The 26,048-nt window shown below is 43.3% G+C and carries 28 protein-coding genes; 11 read left to right on the forward strand and 17 right to left on the reverse strand.

The window, feature by feature from the left end; translation table 11 throughout:
- Positions 1-37: 37 nt before the first annotated feature.
- From OA34_RS05090 to OA34_RS05105, 5 genes are read right to left on the reverse strand one after another with little or no spacing between them, the layout of a single operon-like run.
- Positions 38-361, reverse strand: coding sequence for a branched-chain amino acid transporter permease (locus tag OA34_RS05090; RefSeq protein ID WP_039673037.1), 324 nt, complete (start codon positions 359-361; stop codon positions 38-40).
- Complete coding sequence (locus tag OA34_RS05095; protein ID WP_039673038.1) at positions 351-1,025, reverse strand: AzlC family ABC transporter permease; 675 nt, start codon at positions 1,023-1,025, stop codon at positions 351-353. Before OA34_RS05095 ends, OA34_RS05090 begins: the two co-directional genes overlap by 11 nt.
- Positions 1,026-1,072: 47 nt before the next feature.
- The gene (locus tag OA34_RS13560) at positions 1,073-1,243 is read right to left on the reverse strand and encodes a hypothetical protein (RefSeq protein WP_156143417.1); all 171 of its coding nucleotides are present in this window, start codon (positions 1,241-1,243) and stop codon (positions 1,073-1,075) included.
- 8 nt (positions 1,244-1,251) lie between these two features.
- Positions 1,252-2,040: a flagellar basal-body rod protein FlgG gene (flgG, locus tag OA34_RS05100; RefSeq protein ID WP_039673040.1), complete on the reverse strand. Its 789-nt coding sequence runs from the start codon at positions 2,038-2,040 to the stop codon at positions 1,252-1,254.
- Positions 2,041-2,056: 16 nt separating this feature from the next.
- Positions 2,057-2,860, reverse strand: a complete 804-nt coding sequence (locus OA34_RS05105; RefSeq protein ID WP_039673042.1) for a flagellar hook-basal body protein — start codon at positions 2,858-2,860, stop codon at positions 2,057-2,059.
- A 117-nt stretch (positions 2,861-2,977) separates the two neighbouring features.
- Between OA34_RS05105 and rpoD the strand changes: the two genes are divergently transcribed.
- Complete coding sequence (rpoD, locus tag OA34_RS05110) at positions 2,978-4,891, forward strand: RNA polymerase sigma factor RpoD (protein ID WP_256497168.1); 1,914 nt, start codon at positions 2,978-2,980, stop codon at positions 4,889-4,891.
- A 2-nt stretch (positions 4,892-4,893) separates the two neighbouring features.
- The gene (locus tag OA34_RS05115) at positions 4,894-5,577 is read left to right on the forward strand and encodes a hypothetical protein (RefSeq protein ID WP_039673046.1); all 684 of its coding nucleotides are present in this window, start codon (positions 4,894-4,896) and stop codon (positions 5,575-5,577) included.
- A gap of 54 nt (positions 5,578-5,631) precedes the next feature.
- Here OA34_RS05115 and OA34_RS05120 read toward each other — a convergent pair whose 3' ends face one another.
- Positions 5,632-5,994 carry a winged helix-turn-helix transcriptional regulator gene (locus tag OA34_RS05120; RefSeq protein ID WP_039673048.1) on the reverse strand — a complete coding sequence of 121 codons (363 nt, stop codon included), beginning with the start codon at positions 5,992-5,994 and terminating at the stop codon, positions 5,632-5,634.
- 111 nt (positions 5,995-6,105) lie between these two features.
- Here OA34_RS05120 and OA34_RS05125 point away from each other — a divergent pair, with 111 nt between their 5' ends.
- Positions 6,106-6,789, forward strand: a complete 684-nt coding sequence (locus OA34_RS05125) for a flavodoxin family protein (protein ID WP_039673050.1) — start codon at positions 6,106-6,108, stop codon at positions 6,787-6,789.
- 58 nt (positions 6,790-6,847) lie between these two features.
- Here OA34_RS05125 and OA34_RS05130 read toward each other — a convergent pair whose 3' ends face one another.
- The 6 genes from OA34_RS05130 to OA34_RS05155 all read right to left on the reverse strand — a co-directional run bounded on the left by OA34_RS05130 (position 6,848) and on the right by OA34_RS05155 (position 13,759).
- A complete protein-coding gene (locus OA34_RS05130) occupies positions 6,848-7,537 on the reverse strand; it encodes a SapC family protein (RefSeq protein WP_039673052.1) in 690 nt (229 codons plus the stop codon).
- A 121-nt stretch (positions 7,538-7,658) separates the two neighbouring features.
- A complete protein-coding gene (acs, locus tag OA34_RS05135) occupies positions 7,659-9,608 on the reverse strand; it encodes an acetate--CoA ligase (RefSeq protein ID WP_039673053.1) in 1,950 nt (649 codons plus the stop codon).
- Positions 9,609-9,781: 173 nt separating this feature from the next.
- The gene (locus OA34_RS05140) at positions 9,782-11,422 is read right to left on the reverse strand and encodes a cation acetate symporter (RefSeq protein ID WP_039673055.1); all 1,641 of its coding nucleotides are present in this window, start codon (positions 11,420-11,422) and stop codon (positions 9,782-9,784) included.
- Positions 11,419-11,733: a DUF485 domain-containing protein gene (locus tag OA34_RS05145; RefSeq protein WP_039673057.1), complete on the reverse strand. Its 315-nt coding sequence runs from the start codon at positions 11,731-11,733 to the stop codon at positions 11,419-11,421. The genes OA34_RS05140 and OA34_RS05145 overlap by 4 nt, the downstream gene beginning before the upstream one ends.
- A gap of 131 nt (positions 11,734-11,864) precedes the next feature.
- On the reverse strand, positions 11,865-12,542 hold the full coding sequence (locus OA34_RS05150; RefSeq protein ID WP_039673059.1) for a response regulator transcription factor: 678 nt from the start codon (positions 12,540-12,542) through the stop codon (positions 11,865-11,867).
- Positions 12,543-12,544: 2 nt separating this feature from the next.
- A complete protein-coding gene (locus OA34_RS05155) occupies positions 12,545-13,759 on the reverse strand; it encodes a sensor histidine kinase (protein WP_039673060.1) in 1,215 nt (404 codons plus the stop codon).
- 108 nt (positions 13,760-13,867) lie between these two features.
- Here OA34_RS05155 and OA34_RS05160 point away from each other — a divergent pair, with 108 nt between their 5' ends.
- Together OA34_RS05160 and OA34_RS05165 are read left to right on the forward strand one after the other, a co-directional pair.
- Positions 13,868-14,863, forward strand: a complete 996-nt coding sequence (locus OA34_RS05160; protein WP_039673062.1) for an agmatine deiminase family protein — start codon at positions 13,868-13,870, stop codon at positions 14,861-14,863.
- Positions 14,860-15,771: a cation diffusion facilitator family transporter gene (locus tag OA34_RS05165; RefSeq protein ID WP_039673063.1), complete on the forward strand. Its 912-nt coding sequence runs from the start codon at positions 14,860-14,862 to the stop codon at positions 15,769-15,771. The genes OA34_RS05160 and OA34_RS05165 overlap by 4 nt, the downstream gene beginning before the upstream one ends.
- On the opposite strand, the gene feoB is transcribed toward OA34_RS05165, so the two are convergent.
- Both feoB and OA34_RS05175 read right to left on the reverse strand, forming a co-directional pair.
- Entirely contained in the window at positions 15,768-17,867 is a 2,100-nt protein-coding gene (feoB, locus tag OA34_RS05170) for a ferrous iron transport protein B (RefSeq protein ID WP_039673065.1), read from the reverse strand. The genes OA34_RS05165 and feoB overlap by 4 nt on opposite strands.
- A complete protein-coding gene (locus tag OA34_RS05175; protein ID WP_039673067.1) occupies positions 17,864-18,091 on the reverse strand; it encodes a FeoA family protein in 228 nt (75 codons plus the stop codon). Before OA34_RS05175 ends, feoB begins: the two co-directional genes overlap by 4 nt.
- A 106-nt stretch (positions 18,092-18,197) precedes the next feature.
- Between OA34_RS05175 and OA34_RS05180 the strand changes: the two genes are divergently transcribed.
- The 5 genes from OA34_RS05180 to OA34_RS05195 all read left to right on the forward strand — a co-directional run bounded on the left by OA34_RS05180 (position 18,198) and on the right by OA34_RS05195 (position 22,344).
- Positions 18,198-19,070, forward strand: coding sequence for a carbon-nitrogen hydrolase (locus OA34_RS05180; RefSeq protein WP_039673069.1), 873 nt, complete (start codon positions 18,198-18,200; stop codon positions 19,068-19,070).
- A 69-nt stretch (positions 19,071-19,139) separates the two neighbouring features.
- A complete protein-coding gene (locus tag OA34_RS05185; RefSeq protein ID WP_039673071.1) occupies positions 19,140-20,669 on the forward strand; it encodes an AAA family ATPase in 1,530 nt (509 codons plus the stop codon).
- Positions 20,666-21,502, forward strand: a complete 837-nt coding sequence (locus tag OA34_RS05190; protein ID WP_039673073.1) for a hypothetical protein — start codon at positions 20,666-20,668, stop codon at positions 21,500-21,502. The genes OA34_RS05185 and OA34_RS05190 overlap by 4 nt, the downstream gene beginning before the upstream one ends.
- 145 nt (positions 21,503-21,647) lie before the next feature.
- Positions 21,648-21,809 (forward strand): hypothetical protein, encoded by a 162-nt coding sequence (locus OA34_RS13565; RefSeq protein WP_156143411.1) that lies wholly within the window; start codon positions 21,648-21,650, stop codon positions 21,807-21,809.
- 109 nt (positions 21,810-21,918) lie between these two features.
- Positions 21,919-22,344 (forward strand): TOBE domain-containing protein, encoded by a 426-nt coding sequence (locus OA34_RS05195; RefSeq protein ID WP_039673075.1) that lies wholly within the window; start codon positions 21,919-21,921, stop codon positions 22,342-22,344.
- Here OA34_RS05195 and OA34_RS05200 read toward each other — a convergent pair.
- Genes OA34_RS05200 through OA34_RS05210 form a run of 3 tightly spaced genes read right to left on the reverse strand, consistent with a single transcriptional unit; the run spans position 22,337 to position 25,125 of the window.
- Complete coding sequence (locus OA34_RS05200) at positions 22,337-22,924, reverse strand: NUDIX hydrolase (protein ID WP_041963586.1); 588 nt, start codon at positions 22,922-22,924, stop codon at positions 22,337-22,339. The genes OA34_RS05195 and OA34_RS05200 overlap by 8 nt on opposite strands.
- A gap of 3 nt (positions 22,925-22,927) precedes the next feature.
- The gene (corA, locus tag OA34_RS05205) at positions 22,928-23,890 is read right to left on the reverse strand and encodes a magnesium/cobalt transporter CorA (protein ID WP_039673077.1); all 963 of its coding nucleotides are present in this window, start codon (positions 23,888-23,890) and stop codon (positions 22,928-22,930) included.
- A 53-nt stretch (positions 23,891-23,943) separates the two neighbouring features.
- Positions 23,944-25,125, reverse strand: a complete 1,182-nt coding sequence (locus OA34_RS05210; RefSeq protein WP_039673079.1) for a peptidoglycan DD-metalloendopeptidase family protein — start codon at positions 25,123-25,125, stop codon at positions 23,944-23,946.
- A 200-nt stretch (positions 25,126-25,325) separates the two neighbouring features.
- Between OA34_RS05210 and OA34_RS05215 the strand changes: the two genes are divergently transcribed.
- Positions 25,326-26,045: a plasminogen-binding N-terminal domain-containing protein gene (locus OA34_RS05215; protein WP_286682864.1), complete on the forward strand. Its 720-nt coding sequence runs from the start codon at positions 25,326-25,328 to the stop codon at positions 26,043-26,045.
- Positions 26,046-26,048: the final 3 nt, after the last annotated feature.

Consider the following 26,048-nt stretch of genomic DNA (forward strand, 5'->3'; position numbering starts at 1 on the left):
AGAGAGCGTCATACGCAATGTCGCAAATTCGACGTGTTTAAAAAACGTTTTGAATTAAAATCATATACGCCAGCGTCGCGACAAAAATGCTTAGAAGCGCGTTTTTAAACCTGACATGTAAGAAAATCGCAATGCCTACGCCGATGATCTCCGCCAACCCGTAAGGATAGCTTTCCCACTTCACGTCTTTAAGGGCATAAAAAACCAAAATGACCATAATCATTACGGGCATCGTAAGTTCGATATACTTAATCAGCGGCGAAGGTTCGCGGTTGCGAAACACCAAAAACGGAATGATGCGCGTCGCATACGTCGCAAGCGTCGCGACAACGATACTTCCGATAAGATAGCTACTTTCCACTTTCCATACTCCTCTTAAAAACAATCAAAACAAACGCCGCTAAACAGAGCGACAAAATCAACATTTTTTGCGGCGGAAAGAAAACCATGCCGAAAAGCCCGATAATCAGTGCCACAAAAAACGGTTTATGAAGCCTGTTTTTCGTATACAGCTCGATGGAAAGCACGACAAAAAGAGCCGTCAGCGAAAACTCGATGCCTTGGTAATTAAACGGTACGATATTACCGAGCACCGCACCCGCAACGCTTCCGATAATCCAATAGCATTGATTTAAAAACGTAATCCACAAATAGACCCGCTCGCGTTCGTCCTTGTCAACTTCGCTCGTTTTTAAAAGGGCAAACGTTTCGTCGGTTAACCCGAATATCAAGTAGTGTTTTTTCCATGAAAAATCTTTAAACGCCGAGATCATCGAAAGTCCGTAAAAAGTATGGCGCAGATTAAGTAAAAACGTGGCGATGCCGATTTCCAAAATCGTCGCTTGCGAAGCAAACAAGGTTAAGGCCAAAAATTGCCCCGAACCCGCGAAAATAAACACGCTCATAAAAAAAGCGTAATACCACGGAATCAATAATTTTGCGAGTAAAAGCCCAAACGCCATACCCAGCGGAATATAGCCCATCATTACGGGAATCGTCAACTTAACGATAGTAAAAAAAGACACTCAAATCCTTTGACATGTAAAGATTAGTATCGGCGTTATGTAAAACGCTATTTTTGAATGTATCGATCCAAATAGTTTTTGGAGACGTTGGAATCGTGCAACGTTTGACGTACCTCTTTGGAAGGAGGTACGTTGTGAGGTTTGACGTCGCTGAAATAAAGATAATCCACCGTGACGATCAAAGCGATAATCACGACAATCGGAAGCAAAAAAATCATATTAGCGTTTATGCCTTAAGGTCGTTGACGATTTTGAGCATTTGATCGCTCGTCGTAATCGCTTTGGAGTTTGCCTCATACGCACGTTGCCCCGTAATCAAATCGGTCATCTCGTCAACCAACTGCACGTTACTCATCTCGACAAATTGCTGTCGTGTCTGACCAAGACCGTTGAGTCCGGGCGTGCTCACGATCGGATCGCCCGAAGCGGTGGTGTTGATATAGTTATTATCGCCTAAGGAGTGAAGACCTGCGGGATTAATGAAATTTGCCAATTCCAATTGCCCGATTTGCTGCGTTGCCGTTTGTCCCGCTTGAAGTACGGAAACCATACCGTCTACGCCGATCGTAATTTGGGTTGCATCGGCAGGAATAACTAATTGAGGAATAAGCTGATACCCGTCGCTATTGATGACATTGCCGTCGGCGTCAAGTTTAAACGAACCGTTTCGCGTATAGCCAGTCGTGCCATCAGGAAGTAAGATTTGAAAAAAGCCGTTACCCGTAATTGCTAAGTCCAAAGAACCGCCGGTCTCCTTAAAATTGCCCTGCGTAAACTGTTTCGCAATCGCCGTCGGACGCGTTCCCAAACCCACTTCGATACCGGTAGGAGAAACAGACGTTCCGCTGGTAGACGTACCCGCATACGTCATGGTTTGATACATCAAGTCCGCAAACTCGGCACGTTGTTTTTTATATCCGATCGTATTGACGTTTGAAATATTGTTAGACGTCGTGTCGATTTGTGTTTGTTGTGCGATCATACCGGTTGCTGCGGTATACAAAGAGCGCATCATAGGCTATCCTTTAAAATTAAGCTTTAGTCGAAGCCAATTTACTAATGGCTTCGGAATTGAGGTCGTTCATATGCGATTTCATCACTTTTTGATACATCTCGACCATACGATTGGCTTCAATCAAATTCGTCATCTCGTATACGGGGTTAATATTGCTCGTTTCTAAAAAGCCTTGCGCCACGAGCTCGCCCGTATCCAGTTCGGTCAATTCGTCGGTACTTTTGAACTTGAAAAGATTCGCACCCTCTTTTAAAAGTGATTTCACATCATCGCTTTGAACGATATAAAGACGTCCGATCTCGTCTTCTCGGTTGTACAAATTGCCGCTTTTATCGACGCGAAGTTCACCGTCATCGGGAAGCGTAACGTATTGGCGGTTTTGAAAATAGGTTGAGGGAAGTACGGGAAAGCCCTCTTTCGTGACCAAGGTTCCTTTGTTATTCAGCGTAAATGCACCGTTTTGCGTTAAGCGAATGCCCTGCGGCGTTTCGACCATAAAAAAAATGTCGTTGCGTTTCAATGCGAAGTCAAATGTATTGCCGGTATTTTTGATGCCGCCTTGCTCGTACTTGACGTATCCTTCAACAATTTGAGGCACGCGATCGATCGTTGCGTTCATAAATTTACTCGCCTCTTTCGTATTATCTTTTAAAGGCATCTCTTCTTGAAATTCTTGAAAAATACGTTTAAAATCACCGATAACGACATCGTCTCTTTTAAATGCAGGCGTATTCAGATTGGCAAGATTATTGGAGATGACGTCGAGTTTGTTAAACTGGGTAACCATCGCTCCGGTAACGCCGTAATAGCCGTTTTGCATACTTTATGTCTCGCTTTTTTCATTCGTTGATACACTAAAGCAACTCCCGTTCCATCTTTGCCCCAATTATTTTTTAACGCCGTTTAAAAAAAAACTCGGTATAATCCACATCTTTTTATGAGAATTTTAAAGAAAAAATCAAACTCCTACACCCACACTCTTAAGGAGAGTTACCCTATGGCTTCAAAAGAACTTTACACCGAGTTGGAAGAACTTTTTGTCGAACATGAAAAATCATACGTAACGTATGAAAACGTCATGGAACTTTTTACCAAACCCCCGACTCCGGCAAACGTAAAAAAATTAATGGCATTGCTCGAAAAGTACAAAGTTTCGCTTATTTCGTCCGCTGAAATTGCCAAACTTCGAAACAAAGAGGAAGCCAAAAAACGTGAAGAAGAGCGTCAAAAACTCCAAGACGAAGCCCTTGAAGAAGAGTTTGATCTTGCCAGCGAAAAAGAGCTTTTAGAATGGTCTAGAAGTGATAGCCCCGTTCGAATGTACCTTCGTGAAATGGGACAGATTTCTCTTTTGACCAAAGACGAAGAGATTGAGATCAGCAAAAAAATCGAATTCGGCGAAGATATTATCATCGACGCGTTTTGTTCCGTTCCGTACCTCATCGACTTTATTTTGGACTATAAAGAAGCCCTAATCAACCGAGAACGACGCGTTAAAGAGCTTTTTAAAACGTTTGAAGACGACGACGATAGCGACGACGATAGCGATGATGAAGGCGAAGAATACGACGAGGACGGCGAAGAAAAACGTACGTTTTCTAAAAAAGACAACACGCGTACCGAAAAAGTAATCGAAAGTTTTAAAGCCTTGGAGAAAGCCAAAAAAGATTGGTTGAAAAGTTTCTCTAGACCGCCCGAAGAAGTGCTGGATGCCGAAGAGCGTATGAACTACGATTTAGGGCTTGCGTATAAGAAAAAATTGCTCAAAGAAGCGCTGATGGATTTAGGACCGACCAGTAAACTGATTAACGAACTGGTAAAGTCGATGGAAACCGCACTTAAGAGCGATTTTGAATTCGACAAAGAACTCAAACGCCTTGAATACCGTTTGCCGCTTTTTAACGACGCACTCAAAGAAAACCATATGAAGCTTCTTAAAAACATCGTCGATTTGAACAAAGAAGATATTACGACGATGGTACCCGAAGCGACGATGGTTTCGACGTACATGGAGATCAAAAAACTGTTTCAAACCAAAGAAGCCAGCAAACAAGGGTTTGATTTGGAACCGGAAACCCTTAAAGAGATTTTAGAGCAAATCAAACGCGGTAAACGCATCGCCGACGAGTCTAAAACACGTATGGCAAAAAGTAACCTTCGTCTGGTTGTTTCCATCGCCAAGCGTTACACCAACCGCGGTTTGCCGTTTTTGGATTTGATTCAAGAAGGCAACATCGGTTTGATGAAAGCGGTTGATAAATTTGAGTACAAAAAAGGCTACAAATTTTCAACTTATGCCACATGGTGGATCAGACAAGCGATCTCACGTGCGATTGCCGATCAAGCCCGTACGATTCGTATTCCGATCCACATGATCGAGACGATCAACCGTATCAACAAAATCATTCGTAAACATCTTCAAGAAGAAGGCAAAGAACCCGACATCGAGACCATTGCTTTGGAAGTGGGTTTGAGTGCGGATAAAGTCAAAAACGTCATTAAAATTACCAAAGAGCCTATCTCGCTTGAAGCGCCTATCGGTAACGAAGACGACGGTAAATTCGGCGATTTCGTGGAAGATAAAAACTCCATCGCACCGATCGATCATATCTTAAAATCCGATCTTAAAGATCAGATCGATGAAGTGCTCGATCAACTCAATGACCGTGAAAAAGCGGTCATTCGTATGCGTTTTGGTTTAATGCACGACGAGAGCGATCGGACGCTCGAAGAGATCGGGAAAGAGCTCAATGTCACGCGTGAACGCGTTCGTCAGATCGAAAGTTCGGCGATCAAAAAGCTCAAACACCCGAAAGTGGGACGTAAACTTAAAAACTATATCGAGAGCTAACGATGACGTTCGCTGAAGCGTGGATTGAGCACGACTACAATCCTTTTATCGTATTCGATACCAACGGTAAAATCCTCTCCCTCAACCAAGAAGCACAATACCTTCTTGGTGAGGTCAACCATAAAAAAATCTTCGACATCGCCGGGACGTATGCCAGCATGACCTACGGCTTTAAAACGACGATCGTCGATATTGCGTTCGGATCGTATAAATTTTACGCGATTACGGTCGGATACGACGATGAAACGTCCATCGGAATCAAGCTGTATAAAAGTGCTACCAAAAAGTTTGCCAATGTTGAAGAGTACGGAGAGAGCGTCAATATTTACGCGCTTTTAGATTTGTGTATCAGCGCTTCTTCGACCAATACGACGATCAAATTTCGCAAAGAGTTCGACCCGACGTTTCCCGACGTTCGCTTGAAAGTCGAGGACTTTATGAAACTGCTCACGAAAGTGTATCAATCCCATGCCGTTTCGGCAACGATTACGACGCGTTTAGCCCTTATTACGGGCGAGTACATTCGTTTCAATACCAAGAAATACCCTATTTTTTCCATCTCGATCAAAGGCGAAAATCGTGATAAAGGTTACGAAAAAAGCATCGAAGAGATTGCTCAAAAAAGTAACTGCACGATTCATTTTGAAAAAGACGAAACCGTTATTCACGCCGCATTGGTCTCGTAATCTTGTTTACATGTAAAACCAAAAAGCTTTACATGTAAACTTTTTTTCCTCGCTTTACCCATGCTCACACCCCGTATCATTGCTTCTATCTTCAGACTTCCTATGCTCTTTACCCCATTGGTACATCAAGCTTAAAATGGGTATGAGCGTTTCACCCTCAGCGGTAAGCGAATACTCCACTTTAGGCGGTACTTGGTTGTACTGTTCTCTGTGAATGATATTATGGCTTTCAAGCTCTTTGAGCTGTTGTGTCAGCGTTTTATGCGCGATAGGCTGCAAAATCGTTTTGAGCTGATTGTAGCGTACTACTTTGTTTTCATAGATCTTCCACAAAATGATCCATTTCCATTTTCCCTCCAAAATCGACATTGCATAATACATCGGGCATTTTTCATATTTGTCACTGAAATTTTCCATCCATTGCTCCTTTACTTCCCTTTTAGTTAGTATATAACTAAAAAGTTCATTCTATACTTAAGTTACATATTGTCCTATAATGCACCGCATCATACTCTCAAAGGAAACAGAATGAACATTGTCGCCATTAACGGAAGCCCTAGAAAAAATGCCAACACCGCAACACTGCTTAAAAAAGCACTTGAAGGAGCACGTCAAAACGGTGCGCAAACCGAGCTGATCCACCTTTACGATCTTACCTACCAAGGCTGTGTCAGTTGCTTTGCCTGCAAACTTCCTAACGGCAAATCACACGGCAGATGCGCGCACAAAGACGAGCTTAAACCGCTTTTAGAAAAACTTCACCATGCCGATGCGATCGTGCTTGGTTCGCCCATCTATTTTGGCAATCTCACAGGCATGATGCGCTCTTTCATCGAACGTTTAGCGTTTCAATACACCGTGTACGACACACACTACTCTTCACTCTTTCCTCGCAAAATCCCCATCGGCTTTATCTACACGATGAACTTGGATGAAAAACGCATGAAAGAGTGGGGTTATGTCGAAGCACTAAGCGGTCTTCAAAACAGGCTGGGAAGCATTTTTGGCTCTTCGGAAGGGCTTTACGTGACCGATACGTACCAGTTTAAAGACTATTCCAAATACGACATCACCGCATTTAGCGAACCGCTTAAAGCCAAAAGACGCCAAGAGTTTTTTCCGCTGGATTGCGAAAAAGCGTATGCGATGGGAGCACGATTTGCCCTAAAGGGTTTTTCAAACGATTTTAACGCTAAAATCGAACCGCATTAACGGCGGTTATACGCGTTTACATGTCAAAAGGTAAACCGACATGTAAACGTCGTCAAACCTACATACCTAAACGTCGAATATTGCTAAGAGAGATCAAATGAGCCGTGATTAAAGGCGTTGCCCCTTTTTTGCACATGTCGAGTTTTTTCTTATCGTTCAAACGGTTGAATTTTTCTTCGTCGAGCGTCAAAAAACCGTTGATCGTATGGGTTTTGCCCTCTTCGTCGATGACGTTCGCACTTTTTTGTACCAACAACTCTCCTTTGTAGAGCTCTTTGATGAACGCACTGCACGATTGAAGTTCGCCTTGAAAACGCACTAAAAAATCCAAAATATTTTTGGTTAAATCGCTTGGCGTTTTATCCTCTTTGAACAAAGCTCTTGCTTGATTGGACGCGTTAAGCTCTTCCAAGCCCTCTTCTTCGATCGCCAACGAAAATCCCTCTTGAGCCTCGTTTTGAACCAATGCAAACGGGTAGCGTCTCAAAAATGCGGGAACGTATTTGCCTCGTTTGAAACGTCCGTTTTCGTCCAAAGAGACGTTTTTGTCGTTAAAACCGAGTAATGCAATCGCCAGCCAATCGCCCTCTTGGTTTTTCGTAAACAAAATCGGATAATCCTTACACGCTTCGTAAAACTCCCCGATCCCCAAAGGAACGCTGATGATTTTTTCAAGATTGGGATAGCGCATTGCGTCGTTAACGGCTTTGGTTTGGTCGTGCGGTTGGTTGATTACATGTAATGCCATGATGAATGTTCCTCTATGGATAGTAAAATAAAACATATCATAGCATTTTAAGGTGCAATTTGCACTGTAGAAACGATCAGAAAGGACGGCTACACTGTCACGGTGTAGCCGTTTGGAAAGATTAGAACTGGACGAGATTTTGGATCTTCTCAACGATGCTTGGATCTTCCAACGTTGAGATATCTTGAGTGATCGGCTCTTTCTTTGCGATCGAACGTAAAATTCTTCGCATGATCTTGCCGCTTCTGGTTTTCGGAAGTCCCGGAACGAAACGAATCGCATCGAGTTTGGCGATATTGCCGATCTCTTTGACGATCAGCTTGTTGAGCTCTTGGATCATGTAAACTTCTTCGCCGATGGTATCGTCGCCTTTAATCACGATATACGCAAAAATACCCTCTCCTTTGATCGGATCGGGGCGTCCGACGACCGCCACTTCGGCAACGTTCTCATGATGCCCTAGGACGGCTTCGATTTCCGCCGTTCCGATGCGGTGACCCGAAACGTTAATAACATCATCCGTTCGTCCGGTAATGATAATATAACCGTCCTCGTCGTACATCGCACCGTCTCCCGAAAAGTACACGGGAACACCGTCTTTTTTATGATCGCCGAAATACGACTTCACAAAGCGATCGCTATCACCCCAGATATTGCGAATCATGGACGGCCACGGGCGCGTAATGCATAAAAAGCCTTTTTCATGCGGCGTGCTCACGCGTTGTCCATGCTCATCTAAAATCTCTGCTTTAATGCCCGGAAGCGGAAACGTCGCCGAACCCGGTTTAATCGGTGTCGCACCCGGAAGCGGCGTAATCATATGACCGCCCGTTTCGGTTTGCCACCACGTATCCACGATCGGACAACGTCCGCCGCCGATCTCCTCATAGTACCACATCCACGCATCGGGATTGATCGGTTCGCCGACCGTTCCTAAGACTTTGAGCGAACTCAAATCGTAACGTTTAGGTGCATCGGCTCCCTCTTTATGCAACAATCGAATCGCCGTCGGCGCGGTGTAAAACTGATTGACGCGATGCTCTTCGATCATACTCCACCATCGACCGACATCGGGGAACGTCGGAACGCCCTCGTACATAATGGTCGTTGCGCCCATCGCCAAAGGGCCGTAAACGATGTACGTATGCCCCGTTATCCAACCCACGTCCGCCGTACACCAGAACGTATCGTTTTCTTTAACGTCGAAAACGTGTTCCATCGTGTATTGCGCCCAAAGGATATAACCGGCACTACTGTGTTGAACGCCTTTAGGTTTACCCGTACTTCCCGAAGTATAAAGTAAGAAAAGCGGATCTTCCGCATCCATCCACTCAGCCTCGCAGTATTGCGATTCGTTCATGATAATTTCGTTGTACACGTAATCGCGCCCCGGAACGTACTCGATGTCCTCAAAGTTGCGTTGAACGATCAACACTTTGTCGCAACATTCACACCCTTCTTTCAATGCTTCATCGACGACGGGTTTTAACATGTAAGGTTTGCCGCGTCGAAACGCACCGTCGGCGGTGATGACGAGTTTAGCCTGCGCGTCTTGAATACGATCTCTTAAAGCATCTGCCGAAAACCCGCCGAATACGACCGAATGAATCGCTCCGATTTTAGCGCACGCCAACATCGCAAACGCCGCTTCGGGAATCATCGGCATGTACAAAACGACGCGGTCGCCTTTTTTAATCCCGAAACGATTGCGCATCAAATTCGCTAAACGATTGACGCGATAAAAAAGTTGAAGGTAGGTGATGATGCGACGTTTGCCGTCTTCGCCCTCCCAAATAATCGCCGCCTTATTTTTACGGCTGTTTAAATGCCGGCCTAAACATTGATGCGTAACGTTGAGTTTTCCTCCTTCAAACCATTTGTAAAACGGAGCGTTGTCTTCGTTGAGCACGCGATCGTAAGGTTTAAACCATTCGATTTTTTCGCGAGCAAGCTTATCCCAATACCCCTCGAAATTTTCATCGGCTTGAATACAAAGCTCTTTGTATTCGCACATATTTTTAATTCTTGCCTCTTTGCTGAGTGTTCTGTTAGGTTCAAAAACGTGTGACATTGTTCTAATCCTTAAAAGTTCATTTTTACACGGTGTTTGGGCAAAGCCCAAACACCTACTAAAGCTTGCTTCTAACGAAGCAGAATTTCTTTACATGTCAAGGCAAAGCCCAAACACCTACTAAAGCTTGCTTCTAACGAAGCAGAATTCTTTACATGTGAAGGCAAAGCCCTTTAATGTGCGCTTGCGCCTTCCGCACCGATACCCGTTTGACTTCGGATAAATTGGTGCTCGTATGCCGCGATCTCTTTTTTAGCATCTTCGCTTTGATCCATTAAAGAGAAGAGCCAAATTCCGATAAAGGCAACCGCCATAGAAAAGATCGCCGGATTGCCGTAAGCGTAAATCGCGGTTTTATTACCTAAGACGTCCACCCAAACCGCTTTACTCAAGACGACCAACACGACCGCCGTTAAAAGTCCCAACGATCCGCCCCAAACGGCGCCTTTGGTTGTCAACTTTTTCCAGAACATCGATAAGAACAAGATAGGGAAGTTCGCACTTGCCGCAATTGCAAACGCAAGTCCTACCATGAACGCGATGTTTTGTTTTTCAAACGCAATTCCCAAGAAAATCGCAACAATACCTAAAGCGATCGTCGAGTATTTCGATACCTTCATCTCCATCATCTCATCCACGCGACCTCTGGCAAAGACGTTCGCGTAAAGGTCGTGGCTGACGGCACTCGCACCCGCAAGCGTCAATCCCGAAACAACCGCCAAGATCGTCGCAAACGCAACCGCCGAGATAAACCCTAAGAAAAGGTTTCCGCCGATCGCATGGGCCGTGTGAATCGCCGACATGTTACCCCCGCCGATAATACCGCCTTTGATCGGATCGAGATAGGTCGGATTATTGGTTAACAATACGATAGCACCAAATCCGATAATAAACGTTAAAATATAAAAGTAACCGATAAATCCCGTCGCAAAAAAGACCGACTTTCTCGCTTCTTTTGCGTCGCTTACGGTAAAGAATCGCATCAAGATATGCGGTAATCCCGCCGTTCCGAACATCAACGCCATACCTAAGCTAATCGCCGAAATCGGATCGCTGACTAACCCGCCCGGAGCCATGATCGCAGCACTTTTCTTGGCCGCAACCGCTTGCGAAAAGAGCGTTTCAAAGCTAAACCCGACTTGATACATAATCATAATCGCCATAAACGATGCGCCGGAAAGTAACAAAACCGCTTTGATAATTTGCACCCACGTCGTCGCCAACATACCGCCGAACGTTACGTAGAGAATCATCAAAATACCGACCATCACGACGGCGTATTCGTAATCAAGCCCGAACAAAATCTGAATCAATTGCCCCGCACCGACCATCTGCGCGATCAAATACAATGCCACCGTCGCTAAAGAGCCTAAAGCCGCCAACGTTCGGATCGGTGTTTGTCGTAAACGGTACGATGCCACGTCGCTAAACGTATATTTTCCGAGATTTCGAAGTTGCTCCGCCACCAAAAACAAGATAATCGGCCAACCGACCAAAAATCCGATGGAGTAGATCAATCCGTCAAATCCTTTGAGGTAAACCAAGCCCGAAATGCCTAAAAACGATGCCGCGGACATATAATCTCCCGCGATTGCAAGACCGTTTTGAAAGCCCGTAATTCCTCCTCCGGCAGTGTAAAAATCTTTCGCCGTTTTCGTTCGTTTTGCCGCCCAATACGTAATGCCCAGCGTTGCTAAAACGAAAATCAAGAACATCACGATCGCCGATACGTTGATGTCGCGTTTACCGCTAAATTGTGCGTCCGCCGCAAAAACAAAGCTGCTTAAGCTTAAAAGGAGTAAGCCCCATTTCATTCGCCGCTCCTTACGTCTTCTTTAATTTGATGCGTCATATCGTCAAATTCTCCGTTGGCTCGTTGAGTGTAGATACCCGTAAGCACAAACGCGATCACGATGACCGCCAACCCTACCGGAATTCCGACCGTCGTAACGCCCTCTCCGATCTTTTGCGCAAAGGTTGCGGGAGAAAAAGCAATTACGAGAATAAACGCGTAATACACGACAAGCATCACAATCGAAAGTTGCCATGCAAAGCGGCTTCTTTTTTGTACGAGTTCGGCAAATTTTGGGTTTGCCTTAACTCTGTCGTAGACATGTTGGCTCATAAATGCTCCTTCATAGTAAATGTGTGAATCACGAAGAAATTGTAAATAAGTAACATAGCATTATCGTAGCATTTTCAAAATAGCAGAAAAACCGTGAGGATATTTAAAATAAATGTGTATTTTTGTAACTTTTAACGCTTTTGCTCCGGTAAGTAACGTTCAATTTTATAGCCGACGCCTTTGAGATTGACAATAAAATCTTCCTTAAGAAGCTTACGAAAACGGCTTATTTCAGCCCTAATTGTGGCATTGTCGACCGGTTCGTCGTTCCATGCGTAACTGCGAAATTTTTCGAAGTCCACCACGATGCCGATGTTCTCGCACAATAGTGTCACTATTCGTAACTGTTTTTTAGTCAGGACTTGAACGTTGTTATTGTAAAACAACATTTGCTCTTGTTTGGAGAAGACGTATTTGGGACTTAAGATGATGTGTTGCATCCGTTTGATCTCATACTCTTTTTTAATTTTATCGATGCGAAGCCCCAACTCTTTCAGATGAAACGGTTTTTTAAGGTAGTCCGACGCTCCGAGTTCAAACGCTTGGGTAATATCGTCGATATCGACGTTGGCGCTAATAAAAATACTCGGGTAGTTTTGTTCGATCTCGTTGAGCGATTTTAAGAGTTCCAAACCCGTCATTTTCGGAATGTTAATGTCCAAAATCAAAAGATCGAACGACTCTTGGCGGATCGCGGCATACGCTTCGTCTCCTTTACCGAAACTCACGACTTTGTGCCCTAACGCTTCCAAATACTCCTCAATCGAACTGCGAAGCATCCATTCGTCTTCCAAGAGTAAAATTTTCATTGTTATACTTTCCTAAAACGGTACGTAAAGCGCGTCGACGTGTCCGAAGCCACGCTGACCTCAACGTCGTTACGATCGCAAATCTCTTTGACGATATTGAGCCCTAAGCCAAAACCGCCGCGAACGTCGTTTTCACGGTAGTATCGGCTGAAGAGATTTTCAAGGGACTGAATCGTATCGCCGACGTTTTGTACTTCAAAGACGACGAACGCCTCTTGCGCGTAAAGCTTGACATGTACGTTTTGTTTTTCGTAACTGTATTTTATCGCATTGGAGATATTGTTGTCGCAAATACGCTGCAACTCGATCTCGTTGAAAACGATAAAAAGATCGGGGCTTATGTCGGTACAAAGCGTCAGCTTGTTTCCTTCGGCAACATCTTCGAAATAATGCACCCTCTCTTGTAAAAACGATGAAAAATCGACCATCGATTTGGCATAGACGACATGATCTTTTTTTGCCACGTACGCCAAATCTTCGTAAATATTGTCCAGCACCTTCACCGCCGCTTCGATTTTGACGAGGTAAGGGTTTTTCTCAAATTTGAGATTGTACAAATCGATGTTCATCAAAATAATCGAAAGAGGCGTATTGATCTCGTGGATCGCATTTTTCACAAAACGGTCTTGCGTTTCCAAGAGCTCTTGCGTATAGGCGACCGAGCGTTTGAGCTCTTCGGTCTTTTGCTCGATGATCGCCTCCAAGTTGGCATTGAGCTTTGCGAGATCGTCGTTTTTACCGTGAATCTCCTCGATCATCGCGTTGGCGTGGTTGGCAATCTCGCGAAATTCCCGAAAACGCATCTTTTCCGTATCGATAAAACGGTAACTCTGCGCCGCTTCTTTAAACGACGCGACGATCAAACGCACTTCGCGCGCCATCAACTCGTTGACGTAACGGTACTCGATCGTACTGATCATATACATCACGAGTGCTAACGCATAAATTTTGACCATAAAGTCGATGATTTTATCTTTGTACTCTTTGTGCTTATGCTCCAAAACGACCTCAAGCGAATGCGACGCTTCGACGCTGTTTCCAAGCGTTAACAACGTCGACGGATACGATGCTTCGATGCGTTCGATCTCTTTTTGGTAAGCAAAATATTCGTTCGCGATAATCAAACAAGCAAAAATAAAAACAAACAAGCCCGCAAACAAAAGTGCCATAAAATTGATTTGGCGGATGCTTTTATTGGTTTTATCTTGCCATAACATGTAAGAGCCTTTGGAAAAACAATTTCGTCCCTATTTTACCTTATAAAAGCCTCGCTCAAACCTATTTTGGTATAATTTAGCCCAAATACACGAAAGACGGAGCACAAAATGAAACTAAGATTACCCGCCGAATGGGAAGAACAAGAGGCTCTCATCGTCGTTTTCCCTCCCAAAAAGAGCGACTGGGCGCACTCCATCGAAGCAATTCATCAAACGTATCTCACGTTTATCTCGACCGTCGCGCGCTTTCAACCGTGCATCGTCGTTTGCGAAGATAAACAACACCTTGCCAACATTTTGCCCACGCTTCAAAATATCACGCTGGTCGAAATGCTCACGAACGATACGTGGATACGCGATTTTGGAGGCATCAACGTTTACAAAAACCATCAACGCCGTACTTACGACTTCATCTTCAACGCATGGGGCAATAAATTTGACGCAAGTATCGACAACACGATTACCAAACGCCTTTTTGAAGAGGGCTTTTTAACAGGAAAGCTCAAAAGCATCGATTTCGTACTGGAAGGCGGAAGCATCGAAAGCAACGGACATGGCGTGATGCTTTCGACCGCATATTGCCTTTTTGAAGAGAACCGCAACGCACACCTTTCAAAAAAAGAGATCAAAAAAACGTTGATTAAGCTTTTCGGACTCAAAGAGTTGATTATCTTAAAGCACGGCGCGCTTATGGGCGACGACACCGATTCGCACATCGATACGCTGGCACGCTTTTTAAACAAAAATACGATCGCTTACGTGAAATGCTACGACAAAGAAGACGAACACTACGACGAACTTAAAAAGATGGAAAAAGAGCTCAAAAAAACCTCTTTCGATCTCGTTCCGCTGCCTTTGCCTTCGGCGAAGTTCTTTAACGATCATCGCCTTCCCGCGACATACCTCAATTTTATTTTAATCAACAACGCGGTTTTAGTACCGCTTTACAACGACGCCTACGATACCAAAGCACTTAAAACGTTTGCGCGTTATTTTCCTGAGCGTGAAATCGTCGGCATCGACGCTTCCGTGTTGATTCGCGAGCACGGCAGTTTGCATTGCGCTTCGATGAATATTTATAAAAAGAAGGATAACCTCTCGTGACACTCCAAAAAAAAGCAACCGTCGTCTCCAGTGCCACGGCAAGCGTTTTAATTATCGTCAAACTTTTTATCGGCTTGATGAGCGGCTCCGTCGCCGTTTTGGCTTCGGCGATCGATTCGGTTTTAGACCTTATCGTCTCCGCCTTCAACTATTTTGCGATTTTAAAATCCGAACAACCCGCCAATAAAACGTTCAATTACGGTAAAGGCAAAATCGAAGCCTTAGCCGCCGTGATCGAAGGTACGGTCATTAGCGTTTCGGGACTTTTTATTTTTTACACGTCGATTAAAAAAGCGATCGTGCATGAGCCTTTGGAATATTTGGGAAGTTCCATCCTCGTGATGGCAATCTCTTTGGTGTTGACGATTGCATTGGTCGCATTTCTCAACTACGTTGCGAAAAAAACGCGCAGTATGGTCGTCAAATCCGATGCGCTTCATTACCAAACGGACGTTTTAAGCAACGGTGCTATTTTAATTTCGCTCGTTCTTATCCAAATAACGCATTTTGAGCTGATCGACTCGATTATGGGCGTGGTTATTTCGATTTATATTATTCATTCGGCGTACGAGCTCATTAAAGACGGCGTGTATATTTTGCTAGACGCCTCCTTAGACGAACAGATCGTAGAAGATATTCGCAACATCATCGTCGCGGAAAAAGAGATTAGCGATTTTCACTACCTGAAAACTCGTAAATCGGGCAATACCAACTTCGTCGACGTTCACTTGGTTTTTAGCCCCGGTATTTCACTCTTACGTGCGCACCACGCGGGAGATCGCATCGAAGAGAAGATCAAAGAGCTGATCCCAAACGACGAATGGGTCATCACCGCACACCTTGATCCTTACGACGATTCGGAGATGAACGATCGCGTGTCGTCGTTCAAGATCGACGAAGACCTTTAGCTAAACAACAAGGTCACGCGGTATCCGATGAAGGCTAAAACCCAAGCGATGATCGTCGTAAAGACGAACAGATACGCCAAATATTTATAACCGCCGCTCTCTTTCGTAAAAACGATGGAAGCGGCAAGGCACGGCAAATAAAACATCACGAAGATCATAAAAGAGACCGCCGAAGCCAAAGGTATTTGCTTTTGAAGCTCCGCAATGAGACTTTCGTTGCCCTCGTCCACGCCCGAACCGAGCGCATACAAAACCCCTAAGGTCGAAACGACGACCTCTTTAGCCGCCAATCCTGACTCCAAGGCGACCGTCATTTTCCAATCAAATCCCAACGGGGTAAACAACCAATCGGTCGATTTTCCGATTTTGCCTAAGAAACTTTTTTCCAGCAAAACTTTGGACTTTTCGTTTTCGTACTCGACTTTTAAAGCCTCGTCGCTTGCTTGTTCGATTTTCTGATCGAAAGAGGCTTCAAGGTCGGGATATTTGGGATAGTTGCTCGCAAACCAAATCAACAAAGATGCCGCTAAAATAAACGTTCCCGCTTTTTGAAGGTACATAATCGCCTTGCTTACGACCGTATGCCAAATGAGCTTCAACGAAGGCAGGCGGTATTTGGGCATTTCCATGACGAACGGCTCGTCTGCACCCTTAAAGACGAATCGTTTCAAAAATTTTGCCGCCAAAAGCCCGATAAACGCTCCGGCAAGATAGATCGCAAACAAAGCGTTACCCGCATGTTCTTGCCCGAAAAACGCTCCGGCGAACAACACGTAAACCGGAAGTTTCGCCCCACAACTCATAAACCCGATGATAAAAAGCGTAATCAGCCGATCTTTATCGTTTTTGAGCGTGCGCGCGCTCATATACGCAGGTACCGAACAACCAAAACCCGTAACAAGAGGAATAAAGCTTTTGCCGTGAAGTCCGAAACGGTGGAAAAATCCGTCCAGTAAAAATGCAACACGCGCCATATATCCGGTCGTCTCCAACAAAGCGATGCCTAAAAATAAAATGACGATATTGGGTAAGAACATCACCACCGCACCCACGCCCGAAATTGCGCCGTCAGCGATAATAGAGCCTAGCTCGCCCTCTCCGAAAATCGTTTTAGCATAATTGCCCAAAGCAACGAAAAAAGCATCGATCCAATCCATCGGAATCGATCCTAGCGTAAACGTTAACTGAAACAAACTCCACATTAAAAAGAAAAAGATGGGAATGCCGTAAACGGGATGAATTAACACGGCGTCGATTTTTTGCGTGAGCGTTTGCGAGGTGCATTTTTTACAACTTAAAGTCTCAACGACCGCGCCTTTGGCAAATGCGGCGCGTTCTTCGGCAAAAATTTCGGCGACGTCTTTCGTCTCGTAATGAACGTAAAGATGCTCTAACGCCTCTTTCAAAAACGAAGAGAGCTCGACCCAAATCGGCTCTTCGTGCATCTTGCGGTAAGTTGCGGGGTCTTCTTGTAAAAGCCTCAGTGCGATTTCACGCGACGAAAGGCGGGAAGCATAATGCTTGCGGTCTAAAAACGAAGCGAGCTTGCCGATTTCTTCTTCTACGACGTCGCTGTAAATCAGTTTGGATTTTTCAAGCGGGAAAAGCGAAACGTCGATGGCGCGGTTGAGCAACTTACCGATGCCTCTTTTCGTTGCGGCGGAGACTTTGACGCACGGCACGCCCAAAATAGAACTCAGCTGTTCATGATCGATGCATTGCCCTTCTTTGTGGGCTTCGTCCATCATATTGAGCGCGACGATCATTTTTTTGCCGAGCTCCAAAAGTTGCGTCGTCAAATACAAGTTGCGCTCTAAATTGGTCGCGTCGACCACGTTAATAATCAAATCGTAATGCTCGTTTTGCAAAAAGTCTTTGGTCACGCGTTCGTCTTGCGTGTAGTCGTTGAGCGAATACGTGCCGGGTAAATCGACGATTTTAATCGAATGCCCTTGCGCACTAAAATTGACTTCGGCTTTTTCGACCGTAACGCCCGAAAAATTGCCGACCTTAAGCCTCGCATCGGCGATCGAGTTGATGAGCATGCTTTTGCCGACATTGGGTTGCCCCACAAGGGCGATAATCAGCTCGTTCATAGCGTCTCGATTCCGATGCGTTTGGCCTCTTCAAAACGCAGTGCCAAAAGTGTCGTACCGACTTCGATCTCCATCGTACTTTTTGCCATACTCATGGCTTTCACTTCCAAGAGACTTCCTTTTCGAAGCCCCAACGAAAAAAGCCGCTGCTTCAATTCTCCCTCGGCGTCGATTTTTTTGACTTTGCCTTTTTCTCCGGCATTGAGATCCGAGAGTGCTTTCATAATGTTCCTTCTTGATAATACTCATCAAAATTCTAAATTAAAACCGATTAAAAGCTCATTAATGTATAATTAAACCCTATAACCTAAGCGCACAAGAGGATTTTTTATGAAAGTCGGACTCATCCAACACGCCATTGAAAGCACGTCAGAAAAAACCATAGCCAAAACCGTTTCGCTCATCAAAAAAGCCGCTCATGAAGGCGCACAGCTTGTCGTTTTGCAAGAACTCCACCAAGACCGCTACTTTTGCATCAACGAAGACGTAGCGTGTTTTGACCTTGCCAGTAACTGGGAAGAGGACATCGTTTTTTGGTCAGGCATCGCCAAAGCCAATAACGTCGTTTTAGTCACGTCCCTTTTTGAAAAACGCTCCGCCGGTCTGTACCACAACACCGCCGTCGTCTTTGAAAAAGATGGCACGGTAGCAGGCAAATACCGCAAAATGCACATCCCCGATGACCCCGGTTTTTACGAAAAATTCTACTTCACCCCTGGTGACATGGGTTACAACCCCATCCAAACCAGTGTCGGCAAACTAGGACTTTTGGTCTGTTGGGATCAATGGTACCCCGAAGCCGCGCGTTTGATGGCACTTAAAGGTGCTGAAATGCTCATCTACCCCACCGCTATCGGTTGGTTTGATGAAGACACGGAAGATGAAAAACGAAGACAATGCGACGCATGGGAAACCGTACAACGAGGACACGCCATCGCCAATGGCTTACCCGTCATCAGCGTCAACCGCATCGGCAAAGAAGCGGACAACCACGGTGTGTTAGACGGCATCCGCTTTTGGGGCAACTCCTTTGTAGCTGGACCTCAAGGCGAGATCATCGTGAGAGCCAGCCACGACCAAGAAGAAGTGCTCATCGTCGATGTTGACCTACAAAGAGGCGAACACGTCAGACGCATCTGGCCGTTTTTACGCGATCGAAGAATCGAGACATACGGGGATTTGACGAAACGATTTTGTGATTAAAACCTTTTTACATGTAAAGTTTTTTGGCTTTACATGTAAACATTTGGAGTAAACATAGAACTGGTTTATTTGTGGGTTGAAGAGTATAAAAATATCGAAAATCAAGGATTTAATTTCTCGCCTAGATTTACATGTAAATATGAAAATGGCGAACTCACGATTGAAGAGAAAAAAGACTACATTTCAATCTTTCCTGACAATATCAATATCACGGCGATTGTTGGGGAAAATGGGAGCGGGAAGAGTGCAATTCTAAGTAGTATGATAACAAAAGAAAAAGTTTTTTGTGTTATGTCTGAGAATAATCAACTTACTGTTTATTCGAATAATATTCTTATAAATACCCCTTTAAAACAAAAACGCTCTACAAGGGAGGTTTTTAAAAAAATATTATATTTTTCTATGGATAATCATCATCTTTCCTTAGCAAAAACACAAAGTCGATTAACAGTTATTGACTTATCTCAAACAAATCAGCTCATTACAGAAAATTATGCTAAATTACAAACAATTGATTTTTCGCTTTTTAATTTTAAACCTTACTACATTGGTTATGAATTTATCAATGATTGGATAGCTTCTGATTATGAATTTGAAGAAAAGGATATTGAAGAAGTTCATTCAGCTTTAGGTTGGGAACATACTGCAGATACAAGTGTTATCGTTGATACACTACGAGCACTTAGAGACCTAGATAATGAATATATGATTTATTTACTCAATAAATTTGGGACAATTGCAAAAATTTTTGAACATATTGATTTAACTGAAAAATTACATCCAAAAGATTTTTATCTTACAGTCAATTACGAAGAAATACAAGAAATATTAGAAGGTATGAAAATAGATTTTGTAGATGAAAGCGAATTTACTCAGTTAATAAGTCATGCTAATAAAATGATAAAAATTAAAAAATTAAGAGAACTTTTTGGAGAAAATTATATTCAATTATTATTTCGCCGTATGATTGACGAATTATCATTTGACTATATGGCACAAAATGGTAGCTCATATGGTTCATTAAGCCATGGAGAAAAAACGCTTTATAGCTTTTTTGTCAATTTAGTTCATTTTAATAATAGTGATTTTTTGTTTTTATTGGATGAGCCTGATAATACTCTACACCCAAATTGGCAAAAAAGTTTTCTAAATGAAATGATGAATATTTTAACGAAATTGAAAAAAAATGCTCATTTAGTTATTACTTCGCATTCCCCATTTCTCCTTTCAGACATCCCCAAAGAAAACGTCATTTTCCTAGAAAAAGGAAAACAAGTTTACCCAAATATCGAAACCTTTGGAGCAAATATCCACACCCTACTCTCTCATGGTTTTTTTATGAAAGAGGGGCTTATGGGCGAGTTTGCGAAAAGTAAAATCAATGAAGTGATTGACTATTTAAACGGTAAAAAGTCTCCCATTACAGACGATGATGAAGCGCAAAAGTATATTCACATCATTGGTGAGCCTATCGTCAAAAGGCAATTACAGCGTATGCTTGATAGTAAAAAACTGGACAAAATAAAAGAGATCGATGAGCTTAAAAACCAAATAGAGAGTCTCAAAAATCGCTTAGATATTTTGGTCAATAACTCATGATAAAAATTGCCACGCCAAATTTGGAAGAGCTGGCGCAAAAGCATTTTGAAGTATTGAAATCAAAAATAAAATTTCCTACATGTAAATATTCTCTTGAAGAAGTCATTACCGCCAAACCTCAAAAACTGCATGAAATTGCGATGGCGTACAAAGGCAATACTACTTTTAATTTTATGATAAATCTATACGATAATTTTTGCAATAAAAAGAAAAGATACGATGCCTACGACCTTGCCGAATCTTTACATGTAAATGTTTGCCCGTATTGCAATCGCAATTATACGTTTACGGTTCACTCTAAAAATGGCTCAACACGCCCTCAATTTGACCATTTTTACGATAAAGCGACCTATCCGATCTTGGCATTGTCGTTTTACAATCTCATACCCAGTTGCCCTACATGTAACTCAAGCATAAAAGGGCGCAAGCGATTTTCACTTACGACGCATGTGCATCCTTACGTTGAGGGCTTCGATGACAAAGCTCGTTTTGCTTTACATGTAAAGGATAGTTCGTTTTATTACGATGAAAAAGGGTTTGATTTAGAGCTTAGTTCAAACGACGCAAAAGCCAAAAAAAACATCAAAGATTTTGCGTTGGAAGAGATTTATAAAAACCACAAAGACATCGTCCTAGAACTCATCCAAAAATCCATTATGTACAATGAAAGCTACATCGAAGAGCTGATGAAAAACTACGAGGGAACGCTCTTTAAAAACGAAGAAGATTTACTGCGCCTTATTTTTGGCGGTTACATCGCCGATGAAGATTTGGGCAAACGCCCTCTTTCCAAACTGACTAAAGACATTTTAGAGCAGTTAGAGATCGTCTAAAACCGTTTTTTTCGATCTTGCGTATGTTTTTTTGGCTACTCGTTTGTAGGTACTTCGGGTGACATTGCGGCAATTTTCGTGCTATACGTTATATTTTTAATTATATTACGATACAATATGTTTCATTGCACTAAGGAGAAGCACGATGAGTGAAGTTTACGCTATCTTTTTGTCCGCCGTTTTTTCAAGTTTTATCGTTACTTTGGGCATCGCAACGCTCATCGGTACGGTATATGTCCTGACGTATAAATGCTTTGCATCGTATATTTCGTTTGACAAAATCGCACAAGCCGGAAAGAAAAAATAGCAACGCATCGCGATGATTGCGTTAGCAATTGACAATACATATCCGTCCGTGACATAATTCTCACATGTATTAAGTTTTGGCTTGATAGACACACTAAAAAGGATTGCATATGAAGATTAGCGCACGAAATCAAATTTTAGGAAAAATCGTCGAAGTGAAAAAAGGACCCGTTAACAGTGAAGTGATCGTCACTCCCGCTAGCGGCGAAAAAATTGTTTCCGTTATTACCAACGATGCGGTTGAAATGCTCGGCTTGAAAGCGGGGAGCGAAGTGGTCTGTATTTTCAAAGCGCAAAGCGTTTTACTGGCAAAAGCCGACATCGCATTGGCAGTTAGCGCACGCAATAAAATCAAAGGAACGATCACGGAGATTAAAAACGGAGCGGTCAATTGTGAAGTCGTTATCACGACGCCAGCGGGTATCGTCGTTACCGCCGTCGTTACCGAAGATGCGAAACAAGAGCTCTCTTTGGCAAAAGGCGATAGCATTTACGCTATCATCAAAGCTTCCAATATTTTAGTCGGTGTTAATTAACAAACGTTTTCGTAGGCTCATACGTTTTAAAGTACCACATCAGCGCAAACATCAGCCCTGATGTGGTCGCGATACTCTCGTCGAACATAAATTCGATCGTTTTTTCCCGCTTCAAATAAATCACTTCGATATTTTCATTGTCGATTCCGCCGCCTTCGCTCACTTTCATACTTTCATCTAAAACGACGTAATAAAGCGTCTGACGACCGCCCGCAAAACCTACCGCCGTGTAAAACGACGAAATTTTTTCTATTTTACCTAAGGGTACGTCATAGCCCGTCTCTTCGAGTATCTCTTCTTGCGCGATTTCGATTAGGCTTTTGTCTTTATCGACGATGCCCGCACACAACTCGTACGTAAAGCCGTCATGATTTTTCAGATAAATAGAAGGGCGAAACTGTTTGACGAATACAAAAGAGTCTAAGGCTTTATGATAAAGTAAAATGGCGACGCTGTTATGCGTATCGACGATATCCCAACGTTTTTCGACATTGTTGTGCATGTAGTACATGCTTTTGGGTTTAATATAGCACGAGTCGATACACTCCTCGATTTTGAGCACCTCAATCGTATGGTCCATCGCTTAAATCCAGCCTTTTTTCTTAAAAAACAAGATAGGCGTAATCGCCGAAAGTGCCATTAAAAAGAGTGAAAAGGCATATCCGTATTGCCAATCAAGTTCGGGCAAAACTTTAAAGTTCATTCCGTAAATACTCGCGATCAACGTCGGCGGTAAAAAGATAACGTTCATAATCGTAAAGATTTTAATGACTTTATTTTGCTCGATGTTCAAAACGCCCACGAAAATGTTCTGCAAATAATCAAGTCTTTCAAAATTAAATTCGGTATAGTCGATCAAAGACTTAATATCCTTAAGCATGATGACGATGTCGCCTCGAAGCGAACTGTCGTCGTATTTGTTCGATTTTAAAAAAGAGGTTAAGATGCGTTGCTTATCCATCAAGTTTTCGCGAATATTCATATTCAAATCTTCAAACGAGGAGATTTTCTCCAACATCTCTTCATCATCGTTCGTATAGTCGGTAAAAACGTGTTTACGTAAACGCGTGATGTCTTTGGAAAGTTTTTCGATAATGTCGGCGTCCGCGTCGATTCTGATGTCTAAAAGTTGCGAAAAGATGTAGTAACCGTTTTTAAATTCGCGCGGGGCATAGTAAAAGCGTTTGCTAAATTCTTCAAAGGTTTTGAGCTCTTTATAGCGAATAGAGATCAAAAGATTGCCCTGCAAAATAAACGAAACCGTTTCGTTATGCGCACTATCGTCGTTGGCGATCAAAAAGAAACTGTTGATTTCGATTTTTTTATCTTCTTCCCAATAACGAGACGAGATCTCGATCTCTTCGGACTCTTGTTTGGTCGGGAAATCGATCCCGAACGTATGTTCGACAAAGACGATCTCTTCGCTGGTCGGAAGTAACATGTCAAGCCAAACGACTTTGCTTTTTTTATCTTCGTTATCGTCGAATTCGCTCAAATCCGTAATGACTTCTAGCTTATTGCTGTTTTTAAAGAAACATCGTATCATGGACTCTTCTTCTCTTTTTTTTTAAATTCTATCGCAAAACGGTTATCGTTTGCTTACATGTCGCTTTTTTTATCGAACGGATACGCGTATTCGAAATTTTCTTCTTCTACGGGAGGCACATGTTCTTTTAAAGCCGTTTCAACCTTCTCTTTCAGCGCTTTAGTATACTCCAAAAATCCGCGAAGGTCGTTACCGCTTAAAGCACTTTTAGCGATTTTGACGACGCTTGCGGGATTGATAGCGACATTATTACGGTAAAGTCCGAAATGCAGGTGCGGTCCGCTGCTAAGCCCAGTATTACCGACATAGCCTATGACTTGCCCTTGTTTAACCTTTTGTCCGCTACGAAGCCCTTTGGCAAAGCCGTTAAGATGTCCGTAAAGCGTTTTATAACTGCCGTCGTGACTCACTTCGATCGTATTGCCGTAACCGCCTTTTTCGCCGACGAAATTCACGCGTCCGTTACCTGCCGATTTGACGGGCGTTCCCACGCTTGCGGCATAGTCGATACCTAAATGCGCACGGTACTTTTGTAAAATGGGATGCCAGCGCATCAACGTAAACGGCGAAGAGATACGCGTATAATTGACGGGCGTACTGAGCAAGAAATTTTCGAGTTCCTGACCTTTAGCGTCGTAATAACTCTCTTTATAATAAAAAATATAGTTTTGTTTATTTTTGGTCTCGATCATCGAAACGTCGATCTTGATAGAACCGAACTGTTTGCCGAGCCTTCGTTTTTGGCGATACAGTAATACCAATTGATCGTCTTTTTTCAAATTGCGAAGATTGACGCCGCTGTCGCGAAACGATTGCGCGAATTCGTTGGCTAAAAGATTGTTTTTCGTCGCATTGACGATATCCACAAAAGGAGAATTTTGAATATCAAGAACCAAAGCATGCTCTTCCAACTGGACGGCAATCGGCTCTATCTCCATGATAAACTGATCGTTTTTTTGCTTGATATGCATCTGAAGCTCTTCACCGATCGGAATCAGCACTTGCTCTAAAGCACTCGTATCGCTATTGCGGAGGACTTGGTATTTGATGCCGGCGATAATCTCGGCGGCCAATTCTTGCTCTTCTTTATCCAAACTGTAGTAAATCGATGAAGGAAGTTGATTGTGTTCTAGAAACGTTAAGAAAGTTTCGCCTTTAGGCCATTTGAGCTCTTCTAAATAAGCCGCGGCGGAGAAGGATAGCAGTAGCAGCCACGCGATGATTAGTTTAGTCATTGTCCCTCCTCGTCTGGATGGATTTTAGCGGAACAAATCTTACAAAACGCCTAAGAAAGCCTAGCAAAATCCCTAAATTTTTCTCCGATTGCCGCTTCGAACCCTCAAGAATACCCCGTCCATAAAGCGTTATGAAAGAACTCTATAGTATAATCATTGGCAAAAAATAAAGGGTTAGTTTGCCCTTCAAGGAGTTCGTATTGAATAAGCTCGTTTTAGCTCTATCTTTTTTGGTGTTATGTACGTTTGCGCAAGCTCAAACCCTCTTTAAAGAATACAAGACGAAGGTTCTTGAGACGTCCGACACCCAAGTCGTCATTGCCGATTCTCCGGAGATTGTTATAGGTGCGAGCGGCGTTATTAAACACTCTTTTGATGCTAAAACGACCACGATTATTGCCCGCGGCGACGTCGTCCAAAAAGACGGTACGAAAGCCGTTTTAAAACTTGCTAAATTTGAAATGCTCTCTCAAGGCGCATTCCCCGAAGCGGGCGTCAAACCGATCGTCGGCGACGAAGTGATTATGAACTACCTGTACGATCGTGCATTGATCGTCGTTCCAAACGCCAACGTCTTTCGCGACATTACCAAAGAGTATTCGGACATTACGTGGATTCACCCCGATCTTGTTGCGGCATACCTTAGTAAACTCTATCGTCCAAACCCCGATCAAGCGATTTTTCGACAAGCATGCTATCAAAACACGGCTTCTTTGATCTTCTTCGGTATCAAAGACCAAGGGTATTTCGTCGATTGCCACAATTTCAATACGATCAAAACCGTTAAAATTTCCAACTCGGGCGAAACGCAACTGCCGTTTTACGCACGCGTCAAAGACATCGAAACGTCATGGTTTAGTTGGAGTAGCTCCAAAATTAGCGACTACGATAGCTACTATAAAACGTTGATCGGAAAATAAACA

It is taken from the genome of Sulfurospirillum sp. MES, from assembly GCF_000789415.1.
Lineage (GTDB): Bacteria > Campylobacterota > Campylobacteria > Campylobacterales > Sulfurospirillaceae > Sulfurospirillum > Sulfurospirillum cavolei.

Coding starts and splice junctions, on each gene's coding strand:
- OA34_RS13560 (WP_156143417.1), bottom strand. CDS start 1,243: ATGATTTTTTTGCTTCCGATTGTCGTGATTATCGCTTTGATCGTCACG.
- flgG (WP_039673040.1), bottom strand. CDS start 2,040: ATGATGCGCTCTTTGTATACCGCAGCAACCGGTATGATCGCACAACAA.
- OA34_RS05105 (WP_039673042.1), bottom strand. CDS start 2,860: ATGCAAAACGGCTATTACGGCGTTACCGGAGCGATGGTTACCCAGTTT.
- rpoD (WP_256497168.1), top strand. CDS start 2,978: ATGAGAATTTTAAAGAAAAAATCAAACTCCTACACCCACACTCTTAAG.
- OA34_RS05115 (WP_039673046.1), top strand. CDS start 4,894: ATGACGTTCGCTGAAGCGTGGATTGAGCACGACTACAATCCTTTTATC.
- OA34_RS05120 (WP_039673048.1), bottom strand. CDS start 5,994: ATGGAAAATTTCAGTGACAAATATGAAAAATGCCCGATGTATTATGCA.
- OA34_RS05125 (WP_039673050.1), top strand. CDS start 6,106: ATGAACATTGTCGCCATTAACGGAAGCCCTAGAAAAAATGCCAACACC.
- OA34_RS05130 (WP_039673052.1), bottom strand. CDS start 7,537: ATGGCATTACATGTAATCAACCAACCGCACGACCAAACCAAAGCCGTT.
- acs (WP_039673053.1), bottom strand. CDS start 9,608: ATGTCACACGTTTTTGAACCTAACAGAACACTCAGCAAAGAGGCAAGA.
- OA34_RS05140 (WP_039673055.1), bottom strand. CDS start 11,422: ATGAAATGGGGCTTACTCCTTTTAAGCTTAAGCAGCTTTGTTTTTGCG.
- OA34_RS05145 (WP_039673057.1), bottom strand. CDS start 11,733: ATGAGCCAACATGTCTACGACAGAGTTAAGGCAAACCCAAAATTTGCC.
- OA34_RS05150 (WP_039673059.1), bottom strand. CDS start 12,542: ATGAAAATTTTACTCTTGGAAGACGAATGGATGCTTCGCAGTTCGATT.
- OA34_RS05155 (WP_039673060.1), bottom strand. CDS start 13,759: ATGTTATGGCAAGATAAAACCAATAAAAGCATCCGCCAAATCAATTTT.
- OA34_RS05160 (WP_039673062.1), top strand. CDS start 13,868: ATGAAACTAAGATTACCCGCCGAATGGGAAGAACAAGAGGCTCTCATC.
- feoB (WP_039673065.1), bottom strand. CDS start 17,867: ATGAACGAGCTGATTATCGCCCTTGTGGGGCAACCCAATGTCGGCAAA.
- OA34_RS05175 (WP_039673067.1), bottom strand. CDS start 18,091: ATGAAAGCACTCTCGGATCTCAATGCCGGAGAAAAAGGCAAAGTCAAA.
- OA34_RS05180 (WP_039673069.1), top strand. CDS start 18,198: ATGAAAGTCGGACTCATCCAACACGCCATTGAAAGCACGTCAGAAAAA.
- OA34_RS05190 (WP_039673073.1), top strand. CDS start 20,666: ATGATAAAAATTGCCACGCCAAATTTGGAAGAGCTGGCGCAAAAGCAT.
- OA34_RS13565 (WP_156143411.1), top strand. CDS start 21,648: ATGAGTGAAGTTTACGCTATCTTTTTGTCCGCCGTTTTTTCAAGTTTT.
- OA34_RS05195 (WP_039673075.1), top strand. CDS start 21,919: ATGAAGATTAGCGCACGAAATCAAATTTTAGGAAAAATCGTCGAAGTG.
- OA34_RS05200 (WP_041963586.1), bottom strand. CDS start 22,924: ATGGACCATACGATTGAGGTGCTCAAAATCGAGGAGTGTATCGACTCG.
- corA (WP_039673077.1), bottom strand. CDS start 23,890: ATGATACGATGTTTCTTTAAAAACAGCAATAAGCTAGAAGTCATTACG.
- OA34_RS05210 (WP_039673079.1), bottom strand. CDS start 25,125: ATGACTAAACTAATCATCGCGTGGCTGCTACTGCTATCCTTCTCCGCC.